Annotated in this window: 19 protein-coding genes; 8 read left to right on the top strand and 11 right to left on the bottom strand. The window is 66.5% G+C overall.

Features of this window, described 5'->3' with window-relative positions; genetic code table 11:
* Position 1 precedes the first annotated feature (1 nt).
* A complete protein-coding gene (gene hisC, locus AB4Y35_RS09400; RefSeq protein ID WP_368704200.1) occupies positions 2–1,069 on the top strand; it encodes a histidinol-phosphate transaminase in 1,068 nt (355 codons plus the stop codon).
* Between the two features lie 71 nt (positions 1,070–1,140).
* Here hisC and AB4Y35_RS09395 read toward each other — a convergent pair whose 3' ends face one another.
* From AB4Y35_RS09395 to rsmD, 3 genes are all read right to left on the bottom strand, one after another.
* On the bottom strand, positions 1,141–1,401 hold the full coding sequence (locus AB4Y35_RS09395; RefSeq protein WP_069264882.1) for a YfhL family 4Fe-4S dicluster ferredoxin: 261 nt from the start codon (positions 1,399–1,401) through the stop codon (positions 1,141–1,143).
* Positions 1,402–1,490: 89 nt separating this feature from the next.
* Complete coding sequence (gene coaD / locus AB4Y35_RS09390; RefSeq protein WP_133185293.1) at positions 1,491–1,985, bottom strand: pantetheine-phosphate adenylyltransferase; 495 nt, start codon at positions 1,983–1,985, stop codon at positions 1,491–1,493.
* Positions 1,986–2,093: 108 nt separating this feature from the next.
* Positions 2,094–2,735, bottom strand: coding sequence for a 16S rRNA (guanine(966)-N(2))-methyltransferase RsmD (rsmD, locus tag AB4Y35_RS09385; protein WP_368698413.1), 642 nt, complete (start codon positions 2,733–2,735; stop codon positions 2,094–2,096).
* Positions 2,736–3,019: 284 nt separating this feature from the next.
* On the opposite strand from rsmD, the gene ftsY reads away from it, so the two are divergent.
* A complete protein-coding gene (gene ftsY, locus AB4Y35_RS09380) occupies positions 3,020–4,180 on the top strand; it encodes a signal recognition particle-docking protein FtsY (protein WP_368695725.1) in 1,161 nt (386 codons plus the stop codon).
* Positions 4,181–4,277: 97 nt separating this feature from the next.
* Here the strand turns inward: ftsY and maiA are convergent, their stop codons facing one another.
* On the bottom strand, positions 4,278–4,925 hold the full coding sequence (maiA, locus tag AB4Y35_RS09375) for a maleylacetoacetate isomerase (RefSeq protein WP_368704199.1): 648 nt from the start codon (positions 4,923–4,925) through the stop codon (positions 4,278–4,280).
* Between the two features lie 42 nt (positions 4,926–4,967).
* Entirely contained in the window at positions 4,968–5,666 is a 699-nt protein-coding gene (locus tag AB4Y35_RS09370; RefSeq protein WP_368704198.1) for a fumarylacetoacetate hydrolase family protein, read from the bottom strand.
* A gap of 239 nt (positions 5,667–5,905) precedes the next feature.
* Here AB4Y35_RS09370 and ybiB point away from each other — a divergent pair, with 239 nt between their 5' ends.
* Both ybiB and leuA read left to right on the top strand, forming a co-directional pair.
* Positions 5,906–6,868: a DNA-binding protein YbiB gene (gene ybiB, locus AB4Y35_RS09365; RefSeq protein WP_368704197.1), complete on the top strand. Its 963-nt coding sequence runs from the start codon at positions 5,906–5,908 to the stop codon at positions 6,866–6,868.
* Positions 6,869–7,453: 585 nt separating this feature from the next.
* Positions 7,454–9,100 carry a 2-isopropylmalate synthase gene (leuA, locus tag AB4Y35_RS09360; protein WP_368704196.1) on the top strand — a complete coding sequence of 549 codons (1,647 nt, stop codon included), beginning with the start codon at positions 7,454–7,456 and terminating at the stop codon, positions 9,098–9,100.
* A 141-nt stretch (positions 9,101–9,241) separates the two neighbouring features.
* On the opposite strand, the gene AB4Y35_RS09355 is transcribed toward leuA, so the two are convergent.
* Positions 9,242–9,625 carry a nuclear transport factor 2 family protein gene (locus AB4Y35_RS09355; RefSeq protein WP_042270104.1) on the bottom strand — a complete coding sequence of 128 codons (384 nt, stop codon included), beginning with the start codon at positions 9,623–9,625 and terminating at the stop codon, positions 9,242–9,244.
* Between the two features lie 577 nt (positions 9,626–10,202).
* On the opposite strand from AB4Y35_RS09355, the gene rpoH reads away from it, so the two are divergent.
* The 4 genes from rpoH to cydB all read left to right on the top strand — a co-directional run bounded on the left by rpoH (position 10,203) and on the right by cydB (position 14,376).
* Positions 10,203–11,138, top strand: coding sequence for an RNA polymerase sigma factor RpoH (rpoH, locus tag AB4Y35_RS09350; protein ID WP_069264904.1), 936 nt, complete (start codon positions 10,203–10,205; stop codon positions 11,136–11,138).
* A 188-nt stretch (positions 11,139–11,326) separates the two neighbouring features.
* Complete coding sequence (gene cydP / locus AB4Y35_RS09345) at positions 11,327–11,629, top strand: cytochrome oxidase putative small subunit CydP (RefSeq protein ID WP_368704195.1); 303 nt, start codon at positions 11,327–11,329, stop codon at positions 11,627–11,629.
* Positions 11,616–13,202 carry a cytochrome ubiquinol oxidase subunit I gene (locus AB4Y35_RS09340; protein WP_342919463.1) on the top strand — a complete coding sequence of 529 codons (1,587 nt, stop codon included), beginning with the start codon at positions 11,616–11,618 and terminating at the stop codon, positions 13,200–13,202. Before cydP ends, AB4Y35_RS09340 begins: the two co-directional genes overlap by 14 nt.
* 37 nt (positions 13,203–13,239) lie before the next feature.
* Complete coding sequence (gene cydB, locus AB4Y35_RS09335; protein ID WP_368692464.1) at positions 13,240–14,376, top strand: cytochrome d ubiquinol oxidase subunit II; 1,137 nt, start codon at positions 13,240–13,242, stop codon at positions 14,374–14,376.
* 84 nt (positions 14,377–14,460) lie between these two features.
* Here the strand turns inward: cydB and nagE are convergent, their stop codons facing one another.
* The 5 genes from nagE to AB4Y35_RS09310 form a co-directional block, all read right to left on the bottom strand.
* On the bottom strand, positions 14,461–16,221 hold the full coding sequence (gene nagE / locus AB4Y35_RS09330) for an N-acetylglucosamine-specific PTS transporter subunit IIBC (RefSeq protein ID WP_368704194.1): 1,761 nt from the start codon (positions 16,219–16,221) through the stop codon (positions 14,461–14,463).
* Positions 16,222–16,341: 120 nt separating this feature from the next.
* The gene (gene ptsP / locus AB4Y35_RS09325) at positions 16,342–18,936 is read right to left on the bottom strand and encodes a phosphoenolpyruvate--protein phosphotransferase (protein ID WP_368704193.1); all 2,595 of its coding nucleotides are present in this window, start codon (positions 18,934–18,936) and stop codon (positions 16,342–16,344) included.
* 12 nt (positions 18,937–18,948) lie between these two features.
* Positions 18,949–19,956 (bottom strand): SIS domain-containing protein, encoded by a 1,008-nt coding sequence (locus AB4Y35_RS09320; protein ID WP_368704637.1) that lies wholly within the window; start codon positions 19,954–19,956, stop codon positions 18,949–18,951.
* Complete coding sequence (gene nagA / locus AB4Y35_RS09315) at positions 19,949–21,052, bottom strand: N-acetylglucosamine-6-phosphate deacetylase (protein WP_368704192.1); 1,104 nt, start codon at positions 21,050–21,052, stop codon at positions 19,949–19,951. Before nagA ends, AB4Y35_RS09320 begins: the two co-directional genes overlap by 8 nt.
* 76 nt (positions 21,053–21,128) lie before the next feature.
* Positions 21,129–21,863, bottom strand: coding sequence for a GntR family transcriptional regulator (locus tag AB4Y35_RS09310; RefSeq protein ID WP_324148451.1), 735 nt, complete (start codon positions 21,861–21,863; stop codon positions 21,129–21,131).
* Positions 21,864–22,099 lie beyond the last annotated feature (236 nt).

Genomic DNA, 22,099 nt, shown 5'->3' with positions numbered 1-22,099 from the left:
CTTGAGTCGTTACTGGAGTGACATCGTCAACCGGCTCGTGCCCTATGTGCCGGGCGAACAGCCCGCGCTCGCGAAGCCGGTCAAGCTCAACACCAACGAGAATCCGTATGCGCCCTCCCCGCGCGTGCTCGAGGCGATCCGCCACGAGCTGGGCGAGACGGGCGAATCGCTGCGCCGCTATCCCGATCCCGTCGCGAAGCGTCTGCGCGCCGCCGTGGCCGCGCATCACAGCATTCGCGCGGAGCAGGTGTTCGTCGGCAACGGCTCGGACGAGGTGCTCGCTCACGCATTCCAGGCGCTGCTCAAGCACGACCAGCCGATCCTCTTTCCCGACATCACCTATAGCTTCTACCCGACCTACGCGCGGCTCTACGAGGTCGAGTACCGCACCGTGCCGCTCACGGAGCAGTTCACGATTCGTATCGGTGACTACCGCCAGCCCAATGGCGGCGTGATCTTCCCGAATCCGAATGCGCCCACGGGTCACGCGCTGCCGCTCGCGGAAATCGAGCGGCTCGTCGCGGCGAACACGGAATCCGTGGTGGTGATCGACGAAGCGTATGTGGATTTCGGCGCCGAATCGGCGATCGCGCTGATCGACCGCTATCCGAACCTGCTGGTCGTGCACACGACTTCGAAATCGCGCTCGCTCGCGGGCATGCGCGTGGGCTTCGCGTTCGGTCACCCCGATCTCATCGATGCGCTGAACCGCGTGAAGGACAGCTTCAACTCGTACCCGCTCGACCGCCTGGCGCAAGCCGCGGCGACCGCCGCTTACGAAGACGGCGAGTGGCTCAAGACGACGAGCGCGCGCGTGATCGCCAGCCGCGAGCGCCTGACGGCCGCGCTCACGGCGCTCGGCTTCGAAGTGGTGCCTTCGGCGGCGAATTTCGTGTTCGCGAAGCATCCTGCGCACGACGCGGCGGCAATTGCGGCCAAGCTGCGCGAAAAAGAGATCTTCGTGCGCCATTTCAACGCGCCGCGCGTGAACCAGCATCTGCGCATCTCGATCGGTACCGATGCCGAGTGCGACACGCTCGTCGATGCGTTGAAGGCCATCGTCGCGTAAGAAGACGGCGAGATGAAATAAAAAACGCGCCAGTTGGCGCGTTTTTTTTATTTTCCGGAGGATTGCGCGATTCAGGCGTTGTTCTTCGCCGCGGTCAGCGCGTGGTACTTCTGCATCAATTGCTCGGGCGACTCGACGTGCTCCGGATTCTTGGGAATGCACTCCACCGGACACACCTGGATGCATTGCGGCTCATCGAAATGGCCGACGCACTCGGTGCATTTCTTCGGGTCGATCACGTAGATTTCCGGGCCCATCGAGATCGCGTCGTTCGGGCACTCGGGCTCGCACACGTCGCAATTGATGCACTCGTCGGTAATCATCAGGGCCATGCTGTTCTCACTTCCTGCCGCCACAAGGGCCGGCGCACACGTTGCTTAGCCCTATAGTTTACGCTGCTTTCGCCACGCGTTCACGCCTTCTAAACCGGGCCGCCCATCGAGGCCACCTTGTCCTGCAAGCGCTTTTCCACGGACGGAAACACAAACTTGCTCACATCGCCGCCCAACTGGGCGATTTCGCGCACAATCGTGCCCGAAATGAACTGATACTGGTCCGAAGGCGTCATGAACATCGTCTCGACGTCGGGCAGCAGGTAGCGGTTCATGCCGGCCATCTGAAATTCGTACTCGAAGTCCGACACCGCGCGCAGCCCGCGCACGATCACGCGTGCGTTGTTGGTGCGCACGAAGTCCTTCAGCAGCCCCTTGAAGCTCATGACCTGCACGTTCGGATAGTGGCCGAGCACCTCGTGGGCAATCTCGAGCCGCTCGTCGAGCGAGAAGAAAGGCTTCTTGTTGCGGCTGTCCGCAACGCCGACTACCAGCGTGTCGAAAATGCTCGACGCGCGCCGCACGAGATCTTCGTGGCCGCGCGTGAGCGGGTCGAAGGTACCGGGGTACACGGCGACTACCATGAGGCTTCTCCTCTCAACAGAAATGGGGCGCAATGCGGTGCCGTGGCGACGCATGCACACGTGCGTGCGTGACGGCCAGGCCGCCCGCCGCTTCTTATCGAACGCGCATTATTCCTCATTTTCGCGCTGCAGCAAATGATAGTGAACCGCACCCGCCCGGCCCTCGCGCACGACGCTCCAGCCCGTCAACGCGGGCCGCGCAGCCGGCTCGATGCGCTCGCCCGACTCGACGTAAAGCCAGCCGTCCGGAGCGACGAGCGGCGCAGCCAGTTCGAGCGAGCGCTCGAGCAGCGCGGTGTCGCCGAACGGCGGATCGAGGAACACCACATCGAACGAGCCTGGCGCCAGATTGGCCGCGAGGCGCAATGCATCGGCTTCCGCGATTTCGATCGTGCGCGCGCCAAGGCGCGCCTGGTTCGAGCGCAGTTGCGCGGCGGCGCGCGCGCTGCGCTCCACCATCACGACGCGTGCGGCGCCGCGCGAGGCCGCCTCGAAGCCGAGGCCGCCGCTGCCCGCGAACAGGTCGAGGCAACGCAGGCCGTCGAGACGCTGGCCGAGCCAGTTGAAGAGCGTTTCGCGCACGCGGTCGGGCGTCGGGCGCAGACCATCGAGGTCGAGCACCGGCAGCGGCGTGCGCTTCCAGTCGCCGCCGATGATGCGGATCGTGTGCGCACCGCCACCGCCACGTGCGCGGGGATCGGGCTGATGGGTGCGGCCGCCTTGGCCACGTGAAGGTGAGGAACGGGTCATGCGTTGGGTCGTACTTCTGCGTGCATTTGACCGCCGGCAGTCAACTTGCCGGCGGAACTCGACTGTGGGGTTCGACGCTTTCGCATCGCGCCCTCCAATGCGCGCACGTTACCACAGGGCCGCGCAGGTGCCGCGTGCGCGCCGCAACGCTCCCACGGCAATGCCGCAGCGACTCCGGCTAACGCGCCTGATAAAATGCCATGTTTTCCGCGCGTTACCTCTTCCCATGCCGTCGCTGACCGCCCCTCGGTCCGACCCGCAGCGCGCCTGACCTCCCCCAGACCATGTTCAGTTTCTTCAAACGATTCCGCGGCTCGAAGGACGCCGAGAACGCGCCGGCCGAGAACGCGCAGGACGAAGCCACCCTCGAGGCGCCGGACGAGGCCGTTGATGAGCCCACCAGCACGGTGCGCGAAATACCGCCTGCGCCGTCCGCTCGACCGGCCGTGACCGCTCCGATCACGCCGCAGCAAGCCGCCAACGACAACGACGACGAACCGGAAGCCGTCGAAATCGTCCCGCCACCCGCGCTCGAGCCCGAAGCCAGGCAATCGTGGCTCAAGCGCCTGAGGTCGGGGCTCTCGAAAACCGGCTCGAACATCCAGAGCATCTTCGTCAACGCGAAGATCGACGACGATCTCTACGAAGAGCTCGAAACCGCGCTGCTGATGTCGGATGCGGGCGTCGACGCGACCGAATATCTGCTCGAAACGCTGCGCCAGAAGGTGCGCGCCGAGCGCCTGACCGACGCGCAGCAGGTCAAGAACGCCCTGCGCGAGCTGCTCATCGGCCTGCTCAAGCCGCTCGAAAAGTCGCTCATGCTCGGCCGCGCCCAGCCGCTCGTCATGATGATCGCGGGCGTGAACGGCGCGGGCAAGACCACGAGCATCGGCAAGCTCGCCAAGCATCTGCAAAGCTTCGACCAGAGCGTGCTGCTCGCCGCCGGCGACACGTTCCGCGCCGCCGCGCGCGAACAACTCGCCATCTGGGGCCAGCGCAACAACGTGACGGTCGTGCAGCAGGAAAGCGGCGACCCGGCGGCGGTGATCTTCGACGCCGTGAGCGCCGCGCGCGCACGCCGCATCGACGTGGTGATGGCCGACACCGCGGGCCGCCTGCCCACGCAATTGCACCTGATGGACGAGCTGAAGAAGGTCAAGCGCGTGATCGGCAAGGCGTTCGACGGCGCGCCGCACGAGGTGCTGCTCGTGATCGACGCGAACACTGGCCAGAACGCGCTCGCCCAGGTCAAGGCCTTCGACGACGCGCTCGGCCTCACCGGCCTGATCGTCACGAAGCTCGACGGCACCGCCAAGGGCGGCATTCTCGCCGCGATCGCTCGGCAGCGGCCGATTCCCGTGTATTTCATCGGCGTGGGCGAAAAGGTCGAAGACCTGCAGCCGTTCGTGGCCGAAGAATTCGCCGACGCGCTGCTTGGCAGCTGAAAGCGCTCTTTAACCCGAATTTAGATGCACGAAGGGCGTCGTTCTCGCGAACGACGCCCTTTTTCATTGGTGCGGCCGGCGTGAGCCGGTCAAACACTCACTCCGTATCCGGCTGCACGCCCGGCGCCGCGCGCGCGAACGCGTCGAGCGTGAGCGCGTAGTCGTTGATGCGCTGAATGGTCGGGTAGCGCGTCGTGTCGATCTTGAAGCGGTTCGCGTTGTAGACCTGCGGCACGATGCAAAGATCGGCAACGGTCGGCGTGTCGCCGAAAGCGAGCTTGCCGGTGCGCGGATCGCTGGCGAGCCGCTGTTCGAGCGTCGCGAAACCCGCCTCGATCCAGTGGCGGTACCACGCGTCTTTCGTCGCGTCGTCCGCGCCCACGGTGTGCTTCAGGTACTTGAGCACGCGCAGGTTGTCCACTGGATGGATCTCGCACGCCACCTGCAGCGCGAGCGAGCGCACGTGAGCGCGATCGATGGGCGACTTCGGCAGCAGCGGCGGCTCGGGATGCGTCTCTTCGAGATACTCGATGATCGCGAGCGACTGCTGGAGCGTGTGCCCTTGGTCATCGACGAGCGACGGCACGATCGCGTCGGGATTCACCTGGCGGTAGGCGGGCTTGAGCTGCTCGCCGCCGTCGCGCACGAGGTGAACCGGCAGGTACTCGTACGACAGGTTCTTCAGATTCAGCGCAATGCGCACCCGATAGGACGCCGAACTGCGGAAATAGCTGTAAAGCTTCATGCTCCTCTCTTGCTCCTCTTATCCTGATGCGGGCCGCGCCCCTCAGACGACCCGCACGGCGAATTCGCCGATTCCTGCCACACCGCCCGTCATCAGATCGCCCTTGACCACGGCGCCCACGCCTTCGGGCGTGCCCGTGTAGATCAGGTCGCCGGCCTTGAGCTCGAACAGCGTCGAAAGGAATGCGATCGTGTCGGCAACCGGCCAGATCATCTGCGAGATGTCGGAGCGCTGCTTGTCCTCGCCGTTGACCGCGAGCCAGATTTCGCCCTTCTCGAGCTGGCCGATCTTCGACACCGGATGGATCGGGCCGATCGGCGCCGAATGGTCGAAGCCCTTGGCCGTATCCCACGGACGACCGAGCTTCTTCGCCTCGCCCTGCAAGTCGCGGCGCGTCATATCGAGGCCCAGCGCGTAGCCATACACGTGGTCGAGCGCGCTCGCGACCGGAATGTCCTTGCCGCCCTTGCCGATGGCCGCGACGAGTTCCATCTCGAAGTGCACGTTCTGCGATTGCGCGGGATACGGAAATTCGGCGGTCGAGCCGGGCGCAACGTAAAGCACGGCATCGGCGGGCTTGGAGAAGAAGAACGGCGGCTCGCGGTTCGGATCGTGGCCCATCTCGCGCGCATGCGCTTCGTAGTTGCGGCCAACGCAGTAGATGCGCCGCACCGGGAAACGCGTGTCGCTGCTGGCCACCGGCACCGAAGCGAGCGCCGCCGGTTCGAATACGTACGTCATGGAGTTCTCCGTCTTTGTGATGGGGCGTGCACGAAGCACGCGGGCCTGTAGATCGCACGGCTTGCGCCGCCGGAACAATCGCGAGTGTAACGCGCGGCGGTGGGCGTGCGCGGCGGCGCCTTCAAGCGGCCGGCGAGGCGTGGCCGGCGAGGCACAGTGTGCTCGTGCGATACTTCCCGCATCCCCATTTCAATACGACGGCGGCCCGCCGCACGCCGTCGAACGAACCGCGCCCGCCCATGACCACCGCCGACTCCACCGACATCTTCCCGTGCGCCCGCTTCATCAAGGAGATCGGCCGCGGACCGCACGGCGCCCGCTCGCTCTCGTCCGAAGACACGCACGCCCTCTACGCCGCCATGCTCGACGGCCGCGTGCCCGAGCTGGAGCTCGGCGCGGTGCTGCTCGCCTACCGCCTCAAGGGCGAAACCGCCGATGAACTGGCCGCCATGCTGTCCGCTGCGCACGCCTCGTTCGCGCCGCTCGCGGTGCCGCGAGGCGACTATCGGCCGGTGTCGATCCCAAGCTACAACGGCGCGCGCAAGCAGCCGAATCTCGTGCCGCTGCTCGCGCTGCTGCTCGCGCGCGAAGGCGTGCCGACGCTCGTGCACGGCGTCGGCACCGATCCAGGCCGCGTCACGAGCGCGGAAATCTTCGCAGCGCTAAATCGGCCCGAAGCACGCGATCACGCCGAAATCGAGGCGCAACTGGCGGCGGGCCGCGTGGCGTTTTCGTCGATCGAAACGCTCGCGCCCAAACTCGCGCGCCTGCTCTCGATGCGCCGGCGCATGGGCGTACGCAACTCCACGCATACGCTCGTGAAGCTGCTGCAGCCGTTCGCCGAGCCCGGCCTGCGTCTCGTGAACTACACGCACCCGCCGTACCGCGAAAGCCTGAGCGCCCTCTTCGCGGCGCATCCGGAAGCGGCAGTGGGCGGCGCGTTGCTCGCGCGCGGCACCGAGGGCGAAGCCGTCGCCGATACCCGCCGCCAGGTGCAGGTCGACTGGCTGCACGACGGCATCTGCGAAACCCTGGTCGAACCGGAGCGCTCGTCGCCCGGCGCGCCCGAAATCGATCTCCCCGAAGGCCGCGACGCACCGACGACGGCCGCCTGGATCGACGCCGTGTTGCGCGGCGAAGCGCCGGTGCCTGAGGCGATCGCACGCCAGATCGAAACGATCAAGCGCATCGCGAGGCGCTGACGATCGAACCCGAAACACGTCGCCCAAGCCGCTGAAAGCCATGCGGGGCGGGCGACCCGCGCGCTCTGCCACAAGCGCATCGGCACGCTTCGTCGGCCATCTCCACGCATCTTCACGCGGTCAATCTGCAAATTCTCTGTTGACACACGCATCCGCCCTGATTTACATTGGACGAATGCGTTCCTACCCGAACACCCTCCGAATTACCCTCGGCCGACTATCGGCCCTATCGCTACGCCTGGCCTAAAGCTGGTGTAGCGCCGCAACGACCTCCTCCTCCGGTCACCGCGGTCCTCCCAAAGCAGTTCTCGCAGTACCCCAAATCCGCTGTATCTCTACAACCTGTCGTCTGCATTCGTCCGCTTACCGTTCGGACGAGTCGCGAGGTCAAAATGCACGTTGCATGGGCATCGTTCACGTCCGCTTTCGCCGCGCCGGCTACCGCCGTCACCGTGGCCGTCTTCTTCGCGTCCGAGGTTGCCGCCCGTACGCGTGAAGTTTCGCGCATCGTGCTCCGTCGCCAGCCCGCCAGCCGCCCGCTGCCGACCGCCATCGCAAACGACACCATGAAGAACGAGGCTCGTCATGTTGCGTAATCCCGCCGAGAAGTACCGCCCTTTCCCCGCCATCCGCTTGAACGGCCGCAAATGGCCGACGCGCACCGTCGAGCGCGCGCCGATCTGGATGAGCACCGACCTGCGCGACGGCAACCAGTCACTGATCGAGCCGATGAGCATCGAGCAGAAGACCGAATTCTTCGACATGCTCGTCGCGATCGGCTTCAAGGAAATCGAAGTCGGCTTTCCGTCCGCTTCGCAGACCGACTTCGATTTCGTGCGCAAGCTGATCGACGAAAAGCGCATTCCCGACGACGTGACGATCGAGGTGCTCGTGCAGTCGCGCGAAGAATTGATTGCGCGCACGTTCGAAGCGCTCGAAGGCGTGCCGCGGGCCATCGTCCACCTCTACAACGCGATCTGCCCGTCGTTCCGCAAGATCGTGTTCGGCCAGTCGAAGGAGGAAGTAAAAGCGCTCGCAGTCGAAGGCACGCGCATCATCCGCGAACATGCCGATAAAAACCCGCAAACGCACTGGACTTACCAGTATTCGCCCGAAACCTTCAGCATGACCGAGCTGACTTTCGCGCGCGAAGTCTGCGACGCGGTGGCCCAGACGTGGCGCCCGACGCGCGATCACAAGATGATCGTGAATCTTCCGGCGACCGTCGAAGCCGCGATGCCCAACGTCTACGCCGACCAGATCGAGTGGATGGACCGCAATCTCGCGTACCGCGACAGCATCGTGCTGTCGGTGCATCCGCACAACGACCGCGGCACGGCGGTGGCCGCCGCCGAAATGGCGCTGCTCGCGGGCGCGGACCGGATCGAAGGCTGCCTCTTCGGCAACGGCGAGCGCACCGGCAACGTCGATCTCGTCACGCTCGCGATGAACCTCTACACCCAGGGCATCGACCCGGGCCTCGACTTCTCCGACATCGACGCCGTGCGCCGCGTGGTCGAGCGCTGCAACCAGTTGCCCGTGCATCCGCGCCATCCGTACGCGGGCGACCTCGTGTTCACCGCGTTTTCGGGCTCCCACCAGGACGCGATCCGCAAGGGCTTCGCGCAGCAGCAGCCCGGCACCGTCTGGGAAGTGCCGTATCTGCCGATCGATCCCGCCGACCTCGGCCGCAGCTATGACGCGGTGATCCGCGTGAACAGCCAGTCGGGCAAGGGTGGTGCGACCTATCTGCTCGAGCGCGGCATGGGCTTCACGCCGCCGCGCCGCGTGCAGATCGAGTTCAGCCACGCCGTGCAGACCGTCGCCGATACGTCGGGTGAAGAAGTCACGGGCGATGCGGTCTGCGCACTGTTCGCGCGTGAGTACTACGAGACGCACGGGCCGGCCGCCAACGCTGGTTCGGGCCGTGTGCGCTGGGAGGGCCGTGAAGTGGCCATGCCGGCCGCCGCGAGCAGCGACGAAGCGCATGCGCAAGCCGTGGCCGCCGCCATCGCGGCGATGGCCGGCGAACGCATCGAAATCACGTCGTTCGAGACCGAACGCACCTCGCAGGGCGGCACGGCCGTGTTCGTCGGCGCGCGCGTGGGCGGCCAGCCGCTGCGCCACGGCGTGGGCGTGGGCGAAGACGCGGTCCACGCGTGCGTCGCGGCAGTCGTCAGCGCGGTGAATCGCGCAGTCTGGCCGCAAGTGGATCGGCGCGCAGCGGCCTGACACCTTCCGCGCGCGATGTGCGAAGCAGTTTGAGTTTGAGCAGGGAAATCGGCGGCATTGTTGAGCGCCAGCGGCAAAACGGGCCGCCGGCGTGCGCCTGAAGCGCCTACGCGGCGTTTCAGCGAGTGGACTTACCGGTCGTCACTCGATCGCGCAACGCGTCGCCTGCCATGCGAGCAGACGCCAGTGGCCCCCTTCCTGCGTCTGGATCGCCGTATAGGCAATCGGAAAGAGCAGCGCACCGTTGTTCGCTTCCATCTCGATGAGCACGCGGCCGGAGACCACGCAGGCCTCGTTGCCCGCGTGCAGCACATCCTGCGACTGGATCTCGATCTGGCGGTAGCGGCGGCGGCCCGCCGTGATCGCCTCGATGAACTGCTGCTTGGTCTCGCGTTTGCCGTTGGTGTGCACGAAGGTCGCGTGATCGGACAGCAACTGGTCCAGCGACGTGCCGTCGCCGTCGACCATCGCGCGAAAGCGCTCGCGCTCAAGTCCGCGAATCGCATCGATTAGTTTTGCCGCCATCGCTCGAGCCCCTTGCGCGTCGGTCCGCGCCTGAGCGCAGATCTACGCCGAAGATTTTCTGCATACGTCTGGCTGAAATTTATACCAGGTTTTGGCGCAAGGATACTTGCGATCAAAGACAACGCCTCCATGTATGGTGCATACGCCACGCGCCCGGTGAAAACCGCGCGTGGCGGTAGCGTCATCCGCGCCGCCGCGCCCGGATGTCGCAGCGCAGCACTTTCGTCTTTGTCCGATGTCTATTTGTCAGATTCCGTGGCAAGGTCCAGGCGCTCCGCGGCCCTTCGAGCGTCGCTGATTCCACCCTTTATTTCCCGCGCCCTTCGCGCCGGACTACTGCCCCGTTCTAGAGTGTTCCTTCGGCCTGCCCCCTGTGCGGGCCTGCGCCGGGCGCCAGGCCCCACCCCGCTTGACTGCCGGCGTTTAGTGTAATCTATCGATACAACCATTTCGATAGGAATCAAGGAACCTTGAAGCCCCTACAGACTCCAAGTATTAGCACTCGGGGATTCAGAGTGCTAACATCCACCGTGGAGTCGGTGTCTGACTTTTGCAAGATTCCTGAGGAGTTCGCTACGTGAGCAACGCAATGACCATGACCCTTCCGAGTACGCTGAGCCCGTCGTCGGCCAAGGCCGGGGGCTCATTGGCGCTCGCGAATGCTTCCCTGTTGCCCGGCCAGCTGGGCAACATCGACGCTTATATTCAGGCCGTGAACCGGATCCCGATGCTGACGCCACAAGAAGAGCGTCAGTTCGCGACCGAGTTTCGCGAGCAGAACAATCTTGAAGGCGCGCGCCGCCTGGTGCTGTCGCACCTGCGTCTCGTGGTGTCGATCGCGCGCAATTATCTCGGTTACGGCCTGCCGCACGCCGACCTGATCCAGGAAGGCAACATCGGCCTGATGAAGGCCGTGAAGCGCTTCGACCCCGAGCAGAACGTGCGCCTCGTGTCATACGCCATGCACTGGATCAAGGCTGAGATCCACGAGTACATCCTGCGCAACTGGCGCATGGTGAAGGTCGCCACGACCAAGGCGCAGCGCAAGCTGTTCTTCAACCTGCGCAGCCACAAGCAGGGCCTGCAGTCGTTCACGCCGGAAGAAATCGATGGCCTCGCGCAGGAACTGAACGTGAAGCGCGAAGAGGTCGTGGAAATGGAAACGCGGCTCTCGGGCGCCGACATCGCGCTCGAAGGCCAGACCGAAGACGGCGAGGAGTCGTTCGCCCCGATCGCCTGGCTCGCCGACTCGCACAGCGAGCCGAGCGCCGTGCTCGCCGCACGTTCGCGCGACCGCCTGCAGTCGGACGGCATTGCGAGCGCGCTGGAAGCGCTCGACGCACGCAGCCGCCGCATCATCGAGGCGCGCTGGCTCAACGTGGACGACGACGGTTCGGGCGGCTCGACCCTGCACGAACTGGCCGACGAGTTCGGCGTTTCGGCCGAGCGCATTCGCCAGATCGAGGCGAGCGCCATGAAGAAGATGCGCACCGCGCTCGCCGACTACGCGTAAGCGTCGCCAGGTCTTCACGCCACACCGAAAACCCCGTTCCCGCGAACGGGGTTTTTCTTTTGCGCGCCCCGCAAGCTGCGCACCTTCGTACCGGCCTCGCTGATTCCACCCTAAGATGATTTCGAGGTGGTGAGCCAGACGCCGCGCCGCGGTCTGGCCTCGTAACGCGTTCGAGGGCACCCGTCGTCATGATCCCGGCATCCGGTCAACGCCAGCGCGCACCGTCGCTGCTGCGCACGCGCATCCTGCAGTGGATGCGCGGCCCCACCTTCGCGCGCGATATTGCCCTCGTTCTCGCCGTCAAGCTCCTCCTCTTGATGGCGCTCAAATACGCGTTCTTCAATCACCCGCAGGCAGAAGACATGCACATGCCGCCTGCCGCTGTCGCGCAGGCCATCCTGGCCGTGCCCGAGTCTACGGCGCTCAAGCCGTCCGCGTCCCAATCCCAGACCATGCCGCCGCCGCGAGGAGACCGTCATGCCCACGATTGAATCGGTGGAACTCTCGCGTCTTCAGTTCGCCATCACCGCGCTCTACCACTTCCTGTTCGTGCCCCTCACGCTCGGCCTCTCATGGCTGCTCGTCATCATGGAGTCCGTCTATGTGATGACCGGCAAGGAGATCTACAAGGACATGACGCAGTTCTGGGGCAAGCTCTTCGCCATCAATTTCGCGATGGGCGTCACCACCGGCCTCACGATGGAGTTCCAGTTCGGCACCAACTGGTCGTACTACTCGCACTACGTGGGCGACATTTTCGGCGTGCCGCTCGCCGTGGAAGGGCTCGCGGCGTTCTTCCTCGAATCGACCTTTGTCGGGGTGTTCTTCTTCGGCTGGAATCGGCTGTCGAAAGGCGCGCACCTCTTCACCACGTTTCTCGTCGCGCTCGGCTCGAACCTCTCGGCGCTGTGGATTCTCATTGCCAACGGCTGGATGCAGAACCCCGTGGGCGCGTCGTTCAACTACGAAACCATGCGCATGGAACTCACCAGCCTGTTCGCGGTGATCTTCAACCCCGTCGCGCAGGTGAAGTTCGTGCACACGGTTTCGGCCGGCTATGTGACGGCGTCGATGTTCGTGCTCGGCATTTCGTCGTGGTACCTGCTGCGCCGGCGCGACGTCGAGTTCGCCCTGCGCTCGTACGCGATCGCCGCGGGCTTCGGCCTTGCATCGACGCTATGCGTGCTGATCCTCGGCGACGAATCGGGCTACACCGACGGCGTGGTACAGCAGGTCAAGCTCGCCGCCATCGAGTCTGAATGGGAGACCGCGCCCGCCCCCGCGCCCTTCACGCTATTCGGTCTGCCTAACCAGAAGGAAGAACGCACCGACTACGCGATCCGCATTCCCTGGCTGATGGGCATCATCGCCACGCGCTCGATCGACACGCCCGTGATCGGCCTGAAAGACCTGATGGGCCGCGCCGAAGTGCGCATCCGCAATGGCATGCTCGCCTACGCCGCGCTGCAAAAGATGAAGGAAGGCACCGCCGACACCGAAACGCGCGACGTGTTCGAGGCGCACAAGGCCGATCTCGGCTACGGCCTGCTCTTGAAGCGGTTCACGCCGAACGTGGTCGACGCGACTTCCGAGCAGATCAGGGCTGCGTCGCGAACGGCGATTCCGGCCGTCGCGCCGGTGTTCTGGTCGTTCCGCGTGATGGTGGGTCTCGGCATCCTCTTTCTCGTGACCTTCGTACTCGCCTTCTGGTTCTGTGCGCAGCGCTCGCTGCTCAAGGACAGCCGCCGCTGGTTCCTCGGCTGGGCGCTGGTGGCCATCCCGCTGCCGTGGCTCGCCGCCGAGTTCGGCTGGGTCGTCGCTGAAACCGGCCGCCAGCCGTGGACCATCGCGGAAGTGCTGCCCACGCGTCTTTCGGCTTCGAGCCTCGCACCCGGCGACGTGATGCTGAGCATCGCGGGCTTCGTGATCTTCTACACGCTGCTCTTCATCATCGAGATCACGCTGATGTTCAAGTACGCGCGCCTCGGGCCCTCGTCGCTGCATACCGGTCGCTACTTCCACGAGCAGACGGCCGCGCTGGCCACCGGCGGCAAGGTCTCGTGATTGCTGCGAGAAACCGAAAGACGCGAGGAAACACGCCATGGACTACGCAACGCTCAAGTTGATCTGGTGGGTGCTGATCGGCGTGCTGCTGATCGGCTTTGCGCTCACCGACGGCTTCGACATGGGTGCGGCCGTGCTGCTGCCCTTCGTCGGCAAGACCGACGAGGAGCGCCGCATCGTCATCAACGCGGTCGGCGCGACGTGGGAGGGCAACCAGGTCTGGTTCATCACGGCGGGCGGCGCGATGTTCGCCGCGTGGCCGCTCGCCTATGCGGCGTCGTTCTCGGGCTTCTACTTCGCCATGCTGCTCGTGCTGTTCTCGCTGTTTTTCCGCCCCGTGGGCTTCGACTATCGCGGCAAGCGCGTGGACGTGCGATGGCGCCAGGGGTGGGACTGCGGTCTCTTTATCGGCGGCTTCGTGCCCGCGCTCGTGTTCGGCGTGGCGTTCGGCAATCTGCTCCAGGGCGTGCCGTTCGCCTACGACACGGATCTGCGCGTGACGTATCACGGCAGCTTCTTCGCACTCCTCAATCCGTTCGCGCTGATCTGCGGACTGGTGAGCCTGTGCATGCTCACCGCCCACGGCGCCGCGTTCCTGAAGAGGAAGACCGATGGCGTCGTCGCCATGCGCGCTTCGAAGGCGCTGCGGCTTTTCTCGGCGCTCACGATCGTGTTGTTCCTCGTGGCGGGCGCGCTCGTGGCGACACTCATCGGCGGCTATACGATCACGTCGCCGGCGCCGTTGGACACGGTGGCCAATCCGCTCCTGAAAAGCGTCGATTCGGGGCCCGGGCTCTGGCTCGCGAATTACGGGCTCTATCCGTGGATGGCGCTCGCCCCCGCCCTGGGCGTGCTCGGCGGCGTGCTCGCGTTCGCGCTTGCGGGCTCGCGCTTCGAGCGGCTCGCGTTCTTGAGCACGGGGCTGCAGATCGTCGGCGTGATTCTGACTGCGGGCTTTTCGATGTTCCCGTTCATCATGCCCTCCTCGCTCGACCCGCGTTCGAGCCTCACGGTCTGGGACGCGACCTCGAGCAAGATGACGCTCGAGATCATGCTGGTGGCCGTCATCATTTTTCTGCCGATCGTGCTCGGCTACACCGCGTGGGTCTATCGCGTGATGCGCGGCAAGATCACCGCCAGCGCGATACAGGACAACCACCATACGCTGTACTGAGCGCCCAGGCGATTGAGCGGGCGCTGGAAACAAAAACGCCGCGGCAGGTGCCGCGGCGTTTTTCACAGGCATACAGCGAATCGGTTAGGCCGGCTGGAGCGCCAGCTCGCGTGCATAGCGCGGCGCGGCGTCGCCGACCACGATGTGCAGCGTATCGACCGAAGTCCACACCATGTCGAGCGCGCCGAGCTTCTCGCGATCCACGGCCGCCGGGTCGCGCACGATCACGCGCAGGCGCGTGGCCGCCACCGCGTCGAGCGAGACGATGTTGGCAACGCCGCCGAACACCGCGAGCCAGCGCGACGGATTCGGATCGAGCGGGCCCTGCGCAACATCCGCGCTCGCGCTCGCCTGAGCAGCCTGGACGGCCTGAACCGCAGGCTGCGCCGCGGGTGTCGCCTTGCCAGCCGCCGCGCCGCCGCGTGCGATCTCACCGCGAATCTCATCGGCGATGATGTCCGCTTCCGGCCCGATGACCACCTGCACGCTTTCGCCGCCGCGCTTGAGCACGCCGCGCGCGCCGATCGCCTTCAAGGCCGGCTCGGAAACATGCGCCGGGTCGGCCACCGTGAGACGCAGACGCGTCGTGCAGGCATCGACCACCTTGAGGTTGGCCGCGCCGCCCAGCGCATCGATGTAACGCGCGGCGCGCGAGAGCGATGCCGCGGCCGCGCCGCCGGCCGCCACCGCAACGCCCGACATCGACGAGGCGATTGCCGTATCGCCCGCCGAGGCTTCACGGCCAGGCGTGGGCAGATTGAAGCGGCGGATGAAGAAGCGGAACAGCCCGTAGTACACGACCGCATAGACCGCGCCGAGCGGAATCGCATACCAGCCGTGCGTGGAGAGCCCGTAGTTCAGCACGTAGTCGATCGCGCCCGCCGAGAAGGTGAAGCCGAGCTTGATGCCAAGCAGCGAGCAGATCGCGAGCGACAGCCCCGTGAGCACTGCGTGGATCGCGTAGAGCACGGGCGCGAGGAACATGAACGTGAACTCGATCGGCTCCGTTACGCCCGTGAGGAACGAGGTGAGCGCCATCGAAAACAGCAGGCCGCCCACCATCGCGCGCTTGTCCTTCGGGGCTTCGTGCAGCATCGCGAGACACGCTGCCGGCAGGCCGAACATCATCACCGGGAAGAATCCGGCCATGAAGCTGCCCGCCGTGGGGTCGCCCGCGAAGAAGCGGTGCAGGTCGCCCGTGACGGCCGCGCCGCCGGCTGCCGGCGTGAACGAGCCGAACACGAACCACACGAGCGAGTTGAGGATGTGGTGCAGACCCGTGACGAGCAGGAGCCGGTTGAGCAAGCCGTACACGAAGGTGCCGATCGCGCCCGCCGTGGTGAGCCAGTGGCCGGCGGTGTCGATCACGCCCTGCACCGGTCCCCACACGTAGCCGAACACGATACCCAGCACGAGACACGTGAGCCCCGTGACGATCGGCACGAAGCGTTTGCCGCCGAAGAACGCGAGGAACTCGGGCAGCTTGATGTCCTTGAAGCGGTTGTACAGCATGCCCGCGACGACACCGGCCACCACGCCCGACAGCACGCCCATGTTGAGCTTGTCGTTGATGTCCTTCATCACGGCGATCTGGACCAGATAGCCCAGCGCGCCCGCGAGGCCGGCGACGCCGTTGTTGTCTTTCGCGAAGCCCACCGCAATGCCGATCGCGAACAGCAACGGCAGGTTATCGAAGATCGCGCCGCCCGCGTCGGCGATGATCTTGATGTTGAGCATGTCGGCCTGGCCGAAACGAAGCAGGATGCCGGCGACCGGCAGCACTGCGATGGGAAGCATCAGCGCGCGGCCGAGGCTTTGAATCTTGAGAAACGGATTGCCATCCATTGAACTGCCTCCAGTCTCTATCTCTTGCTTGACGTGTGTGGGTGAGAGAAGCCGGCGCGCGATCGCTGCGCACGCCGGCGTGTTTCTAAGGATTACTCAGGGTGGGTGAAACAGAAATCATCAATCGAGCGGCCAGCTTTCGCGGCTTGCCGCACGCACGGCTTGCGCCGATTCGAGTGCGAGGGCGTTCTGCGCGCGCTGGCAACAGTCGTTGTAATCGAGCTTGCGCACGCGCGCCTTGATCGACGGCACCGAAACCGGATCGACGGAAAGCTCCGTCACGCCGAGGCCGACGAGCAGCGGCACCGCGAGCGGATCGCCCGCCAGCGCGCCGCACACGCCGACCCACTTGCCGTGCTTGTTCGCGCCCTCGACCGTCGCCGCCACGAGACGCAGCACGGCCGGGTGCAGACCGTCGGCCTGCGCCGCGAGGTCGGGCTGGCAACGGTCCATCGCGAGCGTGTACTGCGTGAGGTCGTTGGTGCCGATCGAGAGGAAATCGGCATGGCGCGCGAGCTGGTCCGCGAGCAGCGCCGCCGAGGGCACCTCGATCATCACGCCCACCTCGATCGGCTCCGTGCGGCCCGCTTCGCGTGCGAACGTGTCGATGCGCTCGCGCAGACGCACGAGTTCGCCCACGTCGGTCACCATCGGCAGCAGGATGCGCACCTTGCCCGCCGGCTTCACGGCGACGAGTCCGCGCAGCTGGTCGTCCAGCAGATCGGGCCGCACCTGCGCGAGGCGGATGCCGCGCAGACCCAGCGCCGGATTCGGCTCGGGCGGCAGCGTGAGATAGTCGACTTCCTTGTCCGCGCCCACGTCGAGCGTGCGGATGATCGCCGTGCGGCCCGCGAGGGCGTCCGTGATGGCCTGGTAGCTCTGAAGATGGTCTTCCACCGTCGGCGCGGCCTGGCGATGGATGAAGAGCAGCTCCGTGCGCAGCAGGCCCACGGCGTCCGCGCCGTTATCCACGGCCGTGTTGGCGTCCTCCAGCGTCGCGATGTTCGCGGCGACTTCCACCGCGTGGCCGTCGCGCGTGGCTGCAGCTTCGTGCGAGGTGCGGCGGTTCGCTTCGCGCACGCCGGCCTGGCGCTGCTTTTCGCTGCGCGCGCGTTCGATGTCGAGCGCACTCGGCGTGTACGCAAAGCGGCCAGCACCCGCATCGATGACCACCTCTGTGCCCTCGGGCACTGCATGCAGCGCGTCGCCGAGCGCGACGAGCGCGGGAATGCCGGCCTGGCGCGCGATGATCGAAGCGTGCGAGGTCGCGCCGCCGCGCGCCATCACGAGCGCCATCACGCGCTTGCGGTCGAGCGAGGCGAGATCGGAGGGCGTGAATTCGTCGGCGGCGAGCACGGCTTCTTCGGGCAGCGTGCGCGCGGCCGCGTTCGACAGACCGAGCGCGCGCAGCACGCGCTTTTCGAGGTCGCGCAGGTCGGCGGCGCGCTCCGCGAGCAGCGGATCGTCCACCTTGCCGAGCACCACGATCTGCGCGCGGATCGCTTCGCGCCACGCGTAGCCCGCGCTCTTGCCGAGGCTGATCGCGTCGCGCGCGGCGTCGACGAGCGTCGGGTCTTCGAGCAGCACGCGGTGCATCGTGAAGATGCCCGCCTCGCCGATCGCGCCGCGCTGCGAAGCCGTGCGCACGCTCTGGTTCAGCTCGGCGTCCACCGCGGCGATCGCCTTGTCGAGCGCGCGGCTTTCCGCGGCCGACGGGCCGCTCGCGAGTTCGGGCGGCGTCAGTTCGGCTTCGTCCCAGCGCACCAGCTTGCCCACCGCGACGCCCGGCGCCGCGCACACGCCCGCGAGCACGCCCGGCTCGGCGGACGACGCCACGGCGGCCGCGGCTTCCTGCATCACGGGCGCGGGCGACTGCTGCCGCGCCGGCGCTTCGCCGCCCTCGCCGGGCGCTTCGCGCAGGAGCTCGTTCGCGACGGCGTCCACGGCGCGCTGCGCCTCAAGACCGATGCCGACGAGTTCGATGGTCGCGCCCTCGCCCGCGCCAAGGCTCAACAGGCCGACGACGCTCTCGATGGCGGACTTGCGCTCGCCAAAGCGGACCTCGACGCGCGCGTCGACGCCGCGCACCGCTTCGCGCGCCCGCGCCGCGGGCCGCGCATGCAGACCGCCCGCATGCGTGAGCGTGACGTTGCGGCGCACTTCGTTCGCAATCAATTCGTGGGCGGCCGCGATCTCCGCGCCGTCGCGCACGCGCAGCACGAGCAGCGCGGACTTGCCCGCTTCGACGTGACCCGCGCCCGCGCGCTCGATCACTTCGAAGGCATCCGAATTGGCGATCGCGACGACCGAAACGAGGCTCGGCGCATTGCACGCCACCACGTCGAGATCGAACTCGATCAACGTCTCGCCGAGGCGCACCTGGGCGCCCTGCGCGACCTTCGGCGTGAAGCCCTTGCCGTTGAGCTCGACAGTGTCGATGCCGACGTGCACGAGCACCTGTGCGCCTTCGGCCGATTGCAGCGTGACCGCGTGGCCGGTGCGCGCGAGATGCACGACGATACCGTCGCACGGCGCGACAACGCGGCCGACGAGCGGATCGACGCCGATGCCGTCGCCGAACAACCCTTCCGAGAACACCGGATCGGGCACCGACGCGAGCGGCACGACCGGCCCGGTGAGCGGAGAGACCAGTACGATGTGCCCCTCGACGCGAGTATGCGGATCCATCAGGCGAGACTCCTCGATGCGTTCCATTCGCTTTCCAATCTAGTGGGTTTCGGTGACTTTGTTCAGGTAACGCGGCTCGTCAGGATTGCGGCCGCGCGCGGCGGCAAGGCCCGCCGCCATCACATAGAACGACAAGATGGCCGCGATGGGATCGAGTGCCGCATCGGCAGCCGTTTCGAGCGGCAGCGCCGCGCCGGCCACGTCGGCGGGCGCCGCGAGCAGCACGCGCGCTCCGCGCTTTTCCATGTCGCGTGCGAATTCGATCAGGCCTGCCTGCTCCGGCCCGCGCGGGGCGAACACGAGCAGCGGGTAATCGCGGTCGATCAGCTCCATCGGGCCATGGCGCACTTCGGCGCTCGAAAACGCTTCGGCCTGAATGCCCGAGGTTTCCTTGAGCTTGAGCGCAGCCTCCTGCGCAACGGCGAGGCCCGGACCGCGGCCGATCACAATCATCTGTTTCACGTCGCGCAATTCTTCGACGGCCTTCGACCAGTCGAGCGTGCCTGCGCGATCGAGCGCGTCGGGCAGCGCGCGCACGGCGTCGAGGAACGCGGCGTCGCGCTGCCAGAAGCCGACGAGCTGCGCCGACATCGCGAGCATCGCGATATAGCTCTTGGTGGCCGCCACGCTCAGCTCGGGACCGGCGAGGAGCGGCAGCTCCGTGCCGGCGGCCTCGGCGAGCGGCGAGCCCGTGACGTTGACCATCGCCGCCGTCAGCGCGCCGGCTTCGCGCAGCGCCTTGATCGTCGCGACCAGATCAGGACTCCTACCCGATTGGGAGAAAGCAAGGGCAAACTGGCCGCGCACGCGTAAGGGCGCCTGCTGGAGCGTCGCGATCGACATCGGCAGCGTGGCCACCGGGATGCCGATGCGGCTCATGGTGAGCGCAGCGAAGTAGCTCGCCGCGTGGTCCGAACTGCCGCGCGCGACGGTGAGCGCGACGTGGCGCGGTTCGGCCTCCAGCGCGCGGGCGAGCGCCTCGACGCGCGAGGTGTCCGCGAGCTGCGCGGCGACGACGCTGGCCGAGGCCAGCGCTTCCTTAAGCATATTCGACAATCGATTCTCCTTCGACGTAGGTCGCGGTGAGCGCCAGCTCGCGATCGAACACGTTGACATCGGCCCATGCGCCGCGCACGAGGCGGCCACGGTCTTCGATGCCGAGGTAATCGGCGGCATAGCGCGACAGGCGCGCGGACACGTCCGCGATCGGCAGGCCGATCGAGACGAGGTTGCGCAGCGCCTGGTCCATGGTGAGGGTGCTGCCCGCGAGCGTGCCGTCGGCGAGACGCACGCCGCCAAGGCACTTCGTCACGTGCTGGCTGCCGAGGCGGTATTCGCCGTCGGGCATGCCGGTGGCCGAGGTGCTGTCGGTCACCACGTAGAGGCGCGGAATGGCGCGCAGCGCGGCGCGAATCGCACCGGGATGCACATGCAGCAGGTCGGGAATGATCTCCGCGTACTCGGCATGCGCGAGCGCCGCGCCGACCACGCCAGGGTTGCGATGGTGCAGCGGCGACATCGCGTTGAAGAGGTGCGTGAAGCCGCAGGCGCCGTGCTTGAGCGCGGCCACGGCGTCGTCGTAGGTCGCGAGCGAGTGGCCGATCTGCACGCGCACGCCGCGCGCCGCCATCTCGCCGATGATCTCGATATGGCCCGCGATCTCGGGCGCCACGGTCACCACGCGAATCGGCGCGATCGAGAGGTACTTGAGCACTTCGTCGAGCACGGCCGAAACGGCGGCGTCGGGCTGCGCGCCGAGCTTGCCCGGGTTGATGTACGGGCCTTCGAGGTGCACGCCCAGCACGCGCGCGCCGCCCGCCGTGCGATTGCGCGTGACGTTGCCGAGGCCCGCGACGACGTTCATCAGCTCGTCGCGCGGGGCGGTCATGGTGGTGGCCAGCAGGCTCGTGGTGCCGTAGCGGGCGTGGGTGCGCGCGATGGTTTCGATCGCGTCGCCGGCTTCCATCACGTCGGCGCCGCCGCCGCCGTGCACGTGCAGGTCGATGAAGCCCGGCAGGATGTAGGGCGCGTCGTTGTTCGCCGGATCGGTGGCCTCGCCCGTGATCGCGGTGATGCGTCCGTTCTCGAACGACAGCGTGCCGTGGATCCAGCCTTCAGGGGTGAGTATGTTTCCGCTCAGCATGAGAGTTTTCCGATGAAGCGCATCGAAGCGCGGTAGGACGTTTCGGTGACGTGCATGAGAGAGACTGCGGCGGCGTTCACTGGCGCAGCTCCGCAACGAAGTCGTAATAGCCGTCGCGGCAATAGGTGTCGGTCAGCTCGATGGCGCGCTGATCGGCGGAAAAGCCCACGCGCGTGATGACGAGCAGCGCCGCGCGCGGCTCGACGCCCATCAGCGCGGCGATCTCGCCCGTCGCGTTGACCGCGCGAAAGTGCTGCAGGGCGCGTACCACAGGCACGCGGTGCTGCTCCAGATACGCATACAGCGAGCCCTCGATGGCTTCCGGGTCCGGCACGATCGATACGGGCAGCGCCGAATGCTCGACGGCCATCACGGTACCGTCGGCACGGCGCAGGCGGCGCAGGCTCGCGACCGAGGCGCCGGGCGAGAGGCCGAGCTGCACGATCTCCTCGCGGTGCGCCGGCCGGACCTCGCGCGCGAGCCACACCGAGTCGGGCGTGAAGCCGCGCTGCTCCATTTTCTTCGTGAAGCCCGTGAGGCGCGAAAGCGGATCTTCCACGCGCGGCGTGATGAAGCTGCCCGCGCCGCGTGCGCGCCGGATCAGCCCCTGCTCCACGAGCAGCTCGATCGCCTTGCGCGCGGTGATGCGCGACACGCCGATGGCGTCCGACAGCGTGCGCTCCGAGGGCAGCGCCTCGCCGGCCGACCACACGCCGCAGTGAATGGCCGTGGCAAGGTTGCGCGCCAGCTGCAGATAGAGCGGCGTCACATTGCGCGCATCGGGCATCAGGGCAGACCAACGGGTTTCCATGGACTTGGCGCCAGCGGTTGGACGATCGTGGGGGGCCGGACGGGCATGCTGCGTGGCAGTGCCGGGGGTGCAGACTGGTCCGGTGCGAAAGCGAGCCCATTATATAACCACAATAAGACCAGTCAACAGATGCCATCTCGCCGCGGCACATAGAAAATTATCGTTAAAAATCAATGCATTGCACGAACACATAAGGCTCAAACGGGGCGCAGCCTGGCATCAGGATTTACCCTGGC

This window comes from Paraburkholderia sp. EG286A (assembly GCF_040965375.1).
GTDB lineage: Bacteria > Pseudomonadota > Gammaproteobacteria > Burkholderiales > Burkholderiaceae > Paraburkholderia.
This window is presented reverse-complemented; position numbering and strand designations above follow the sequence as displayed.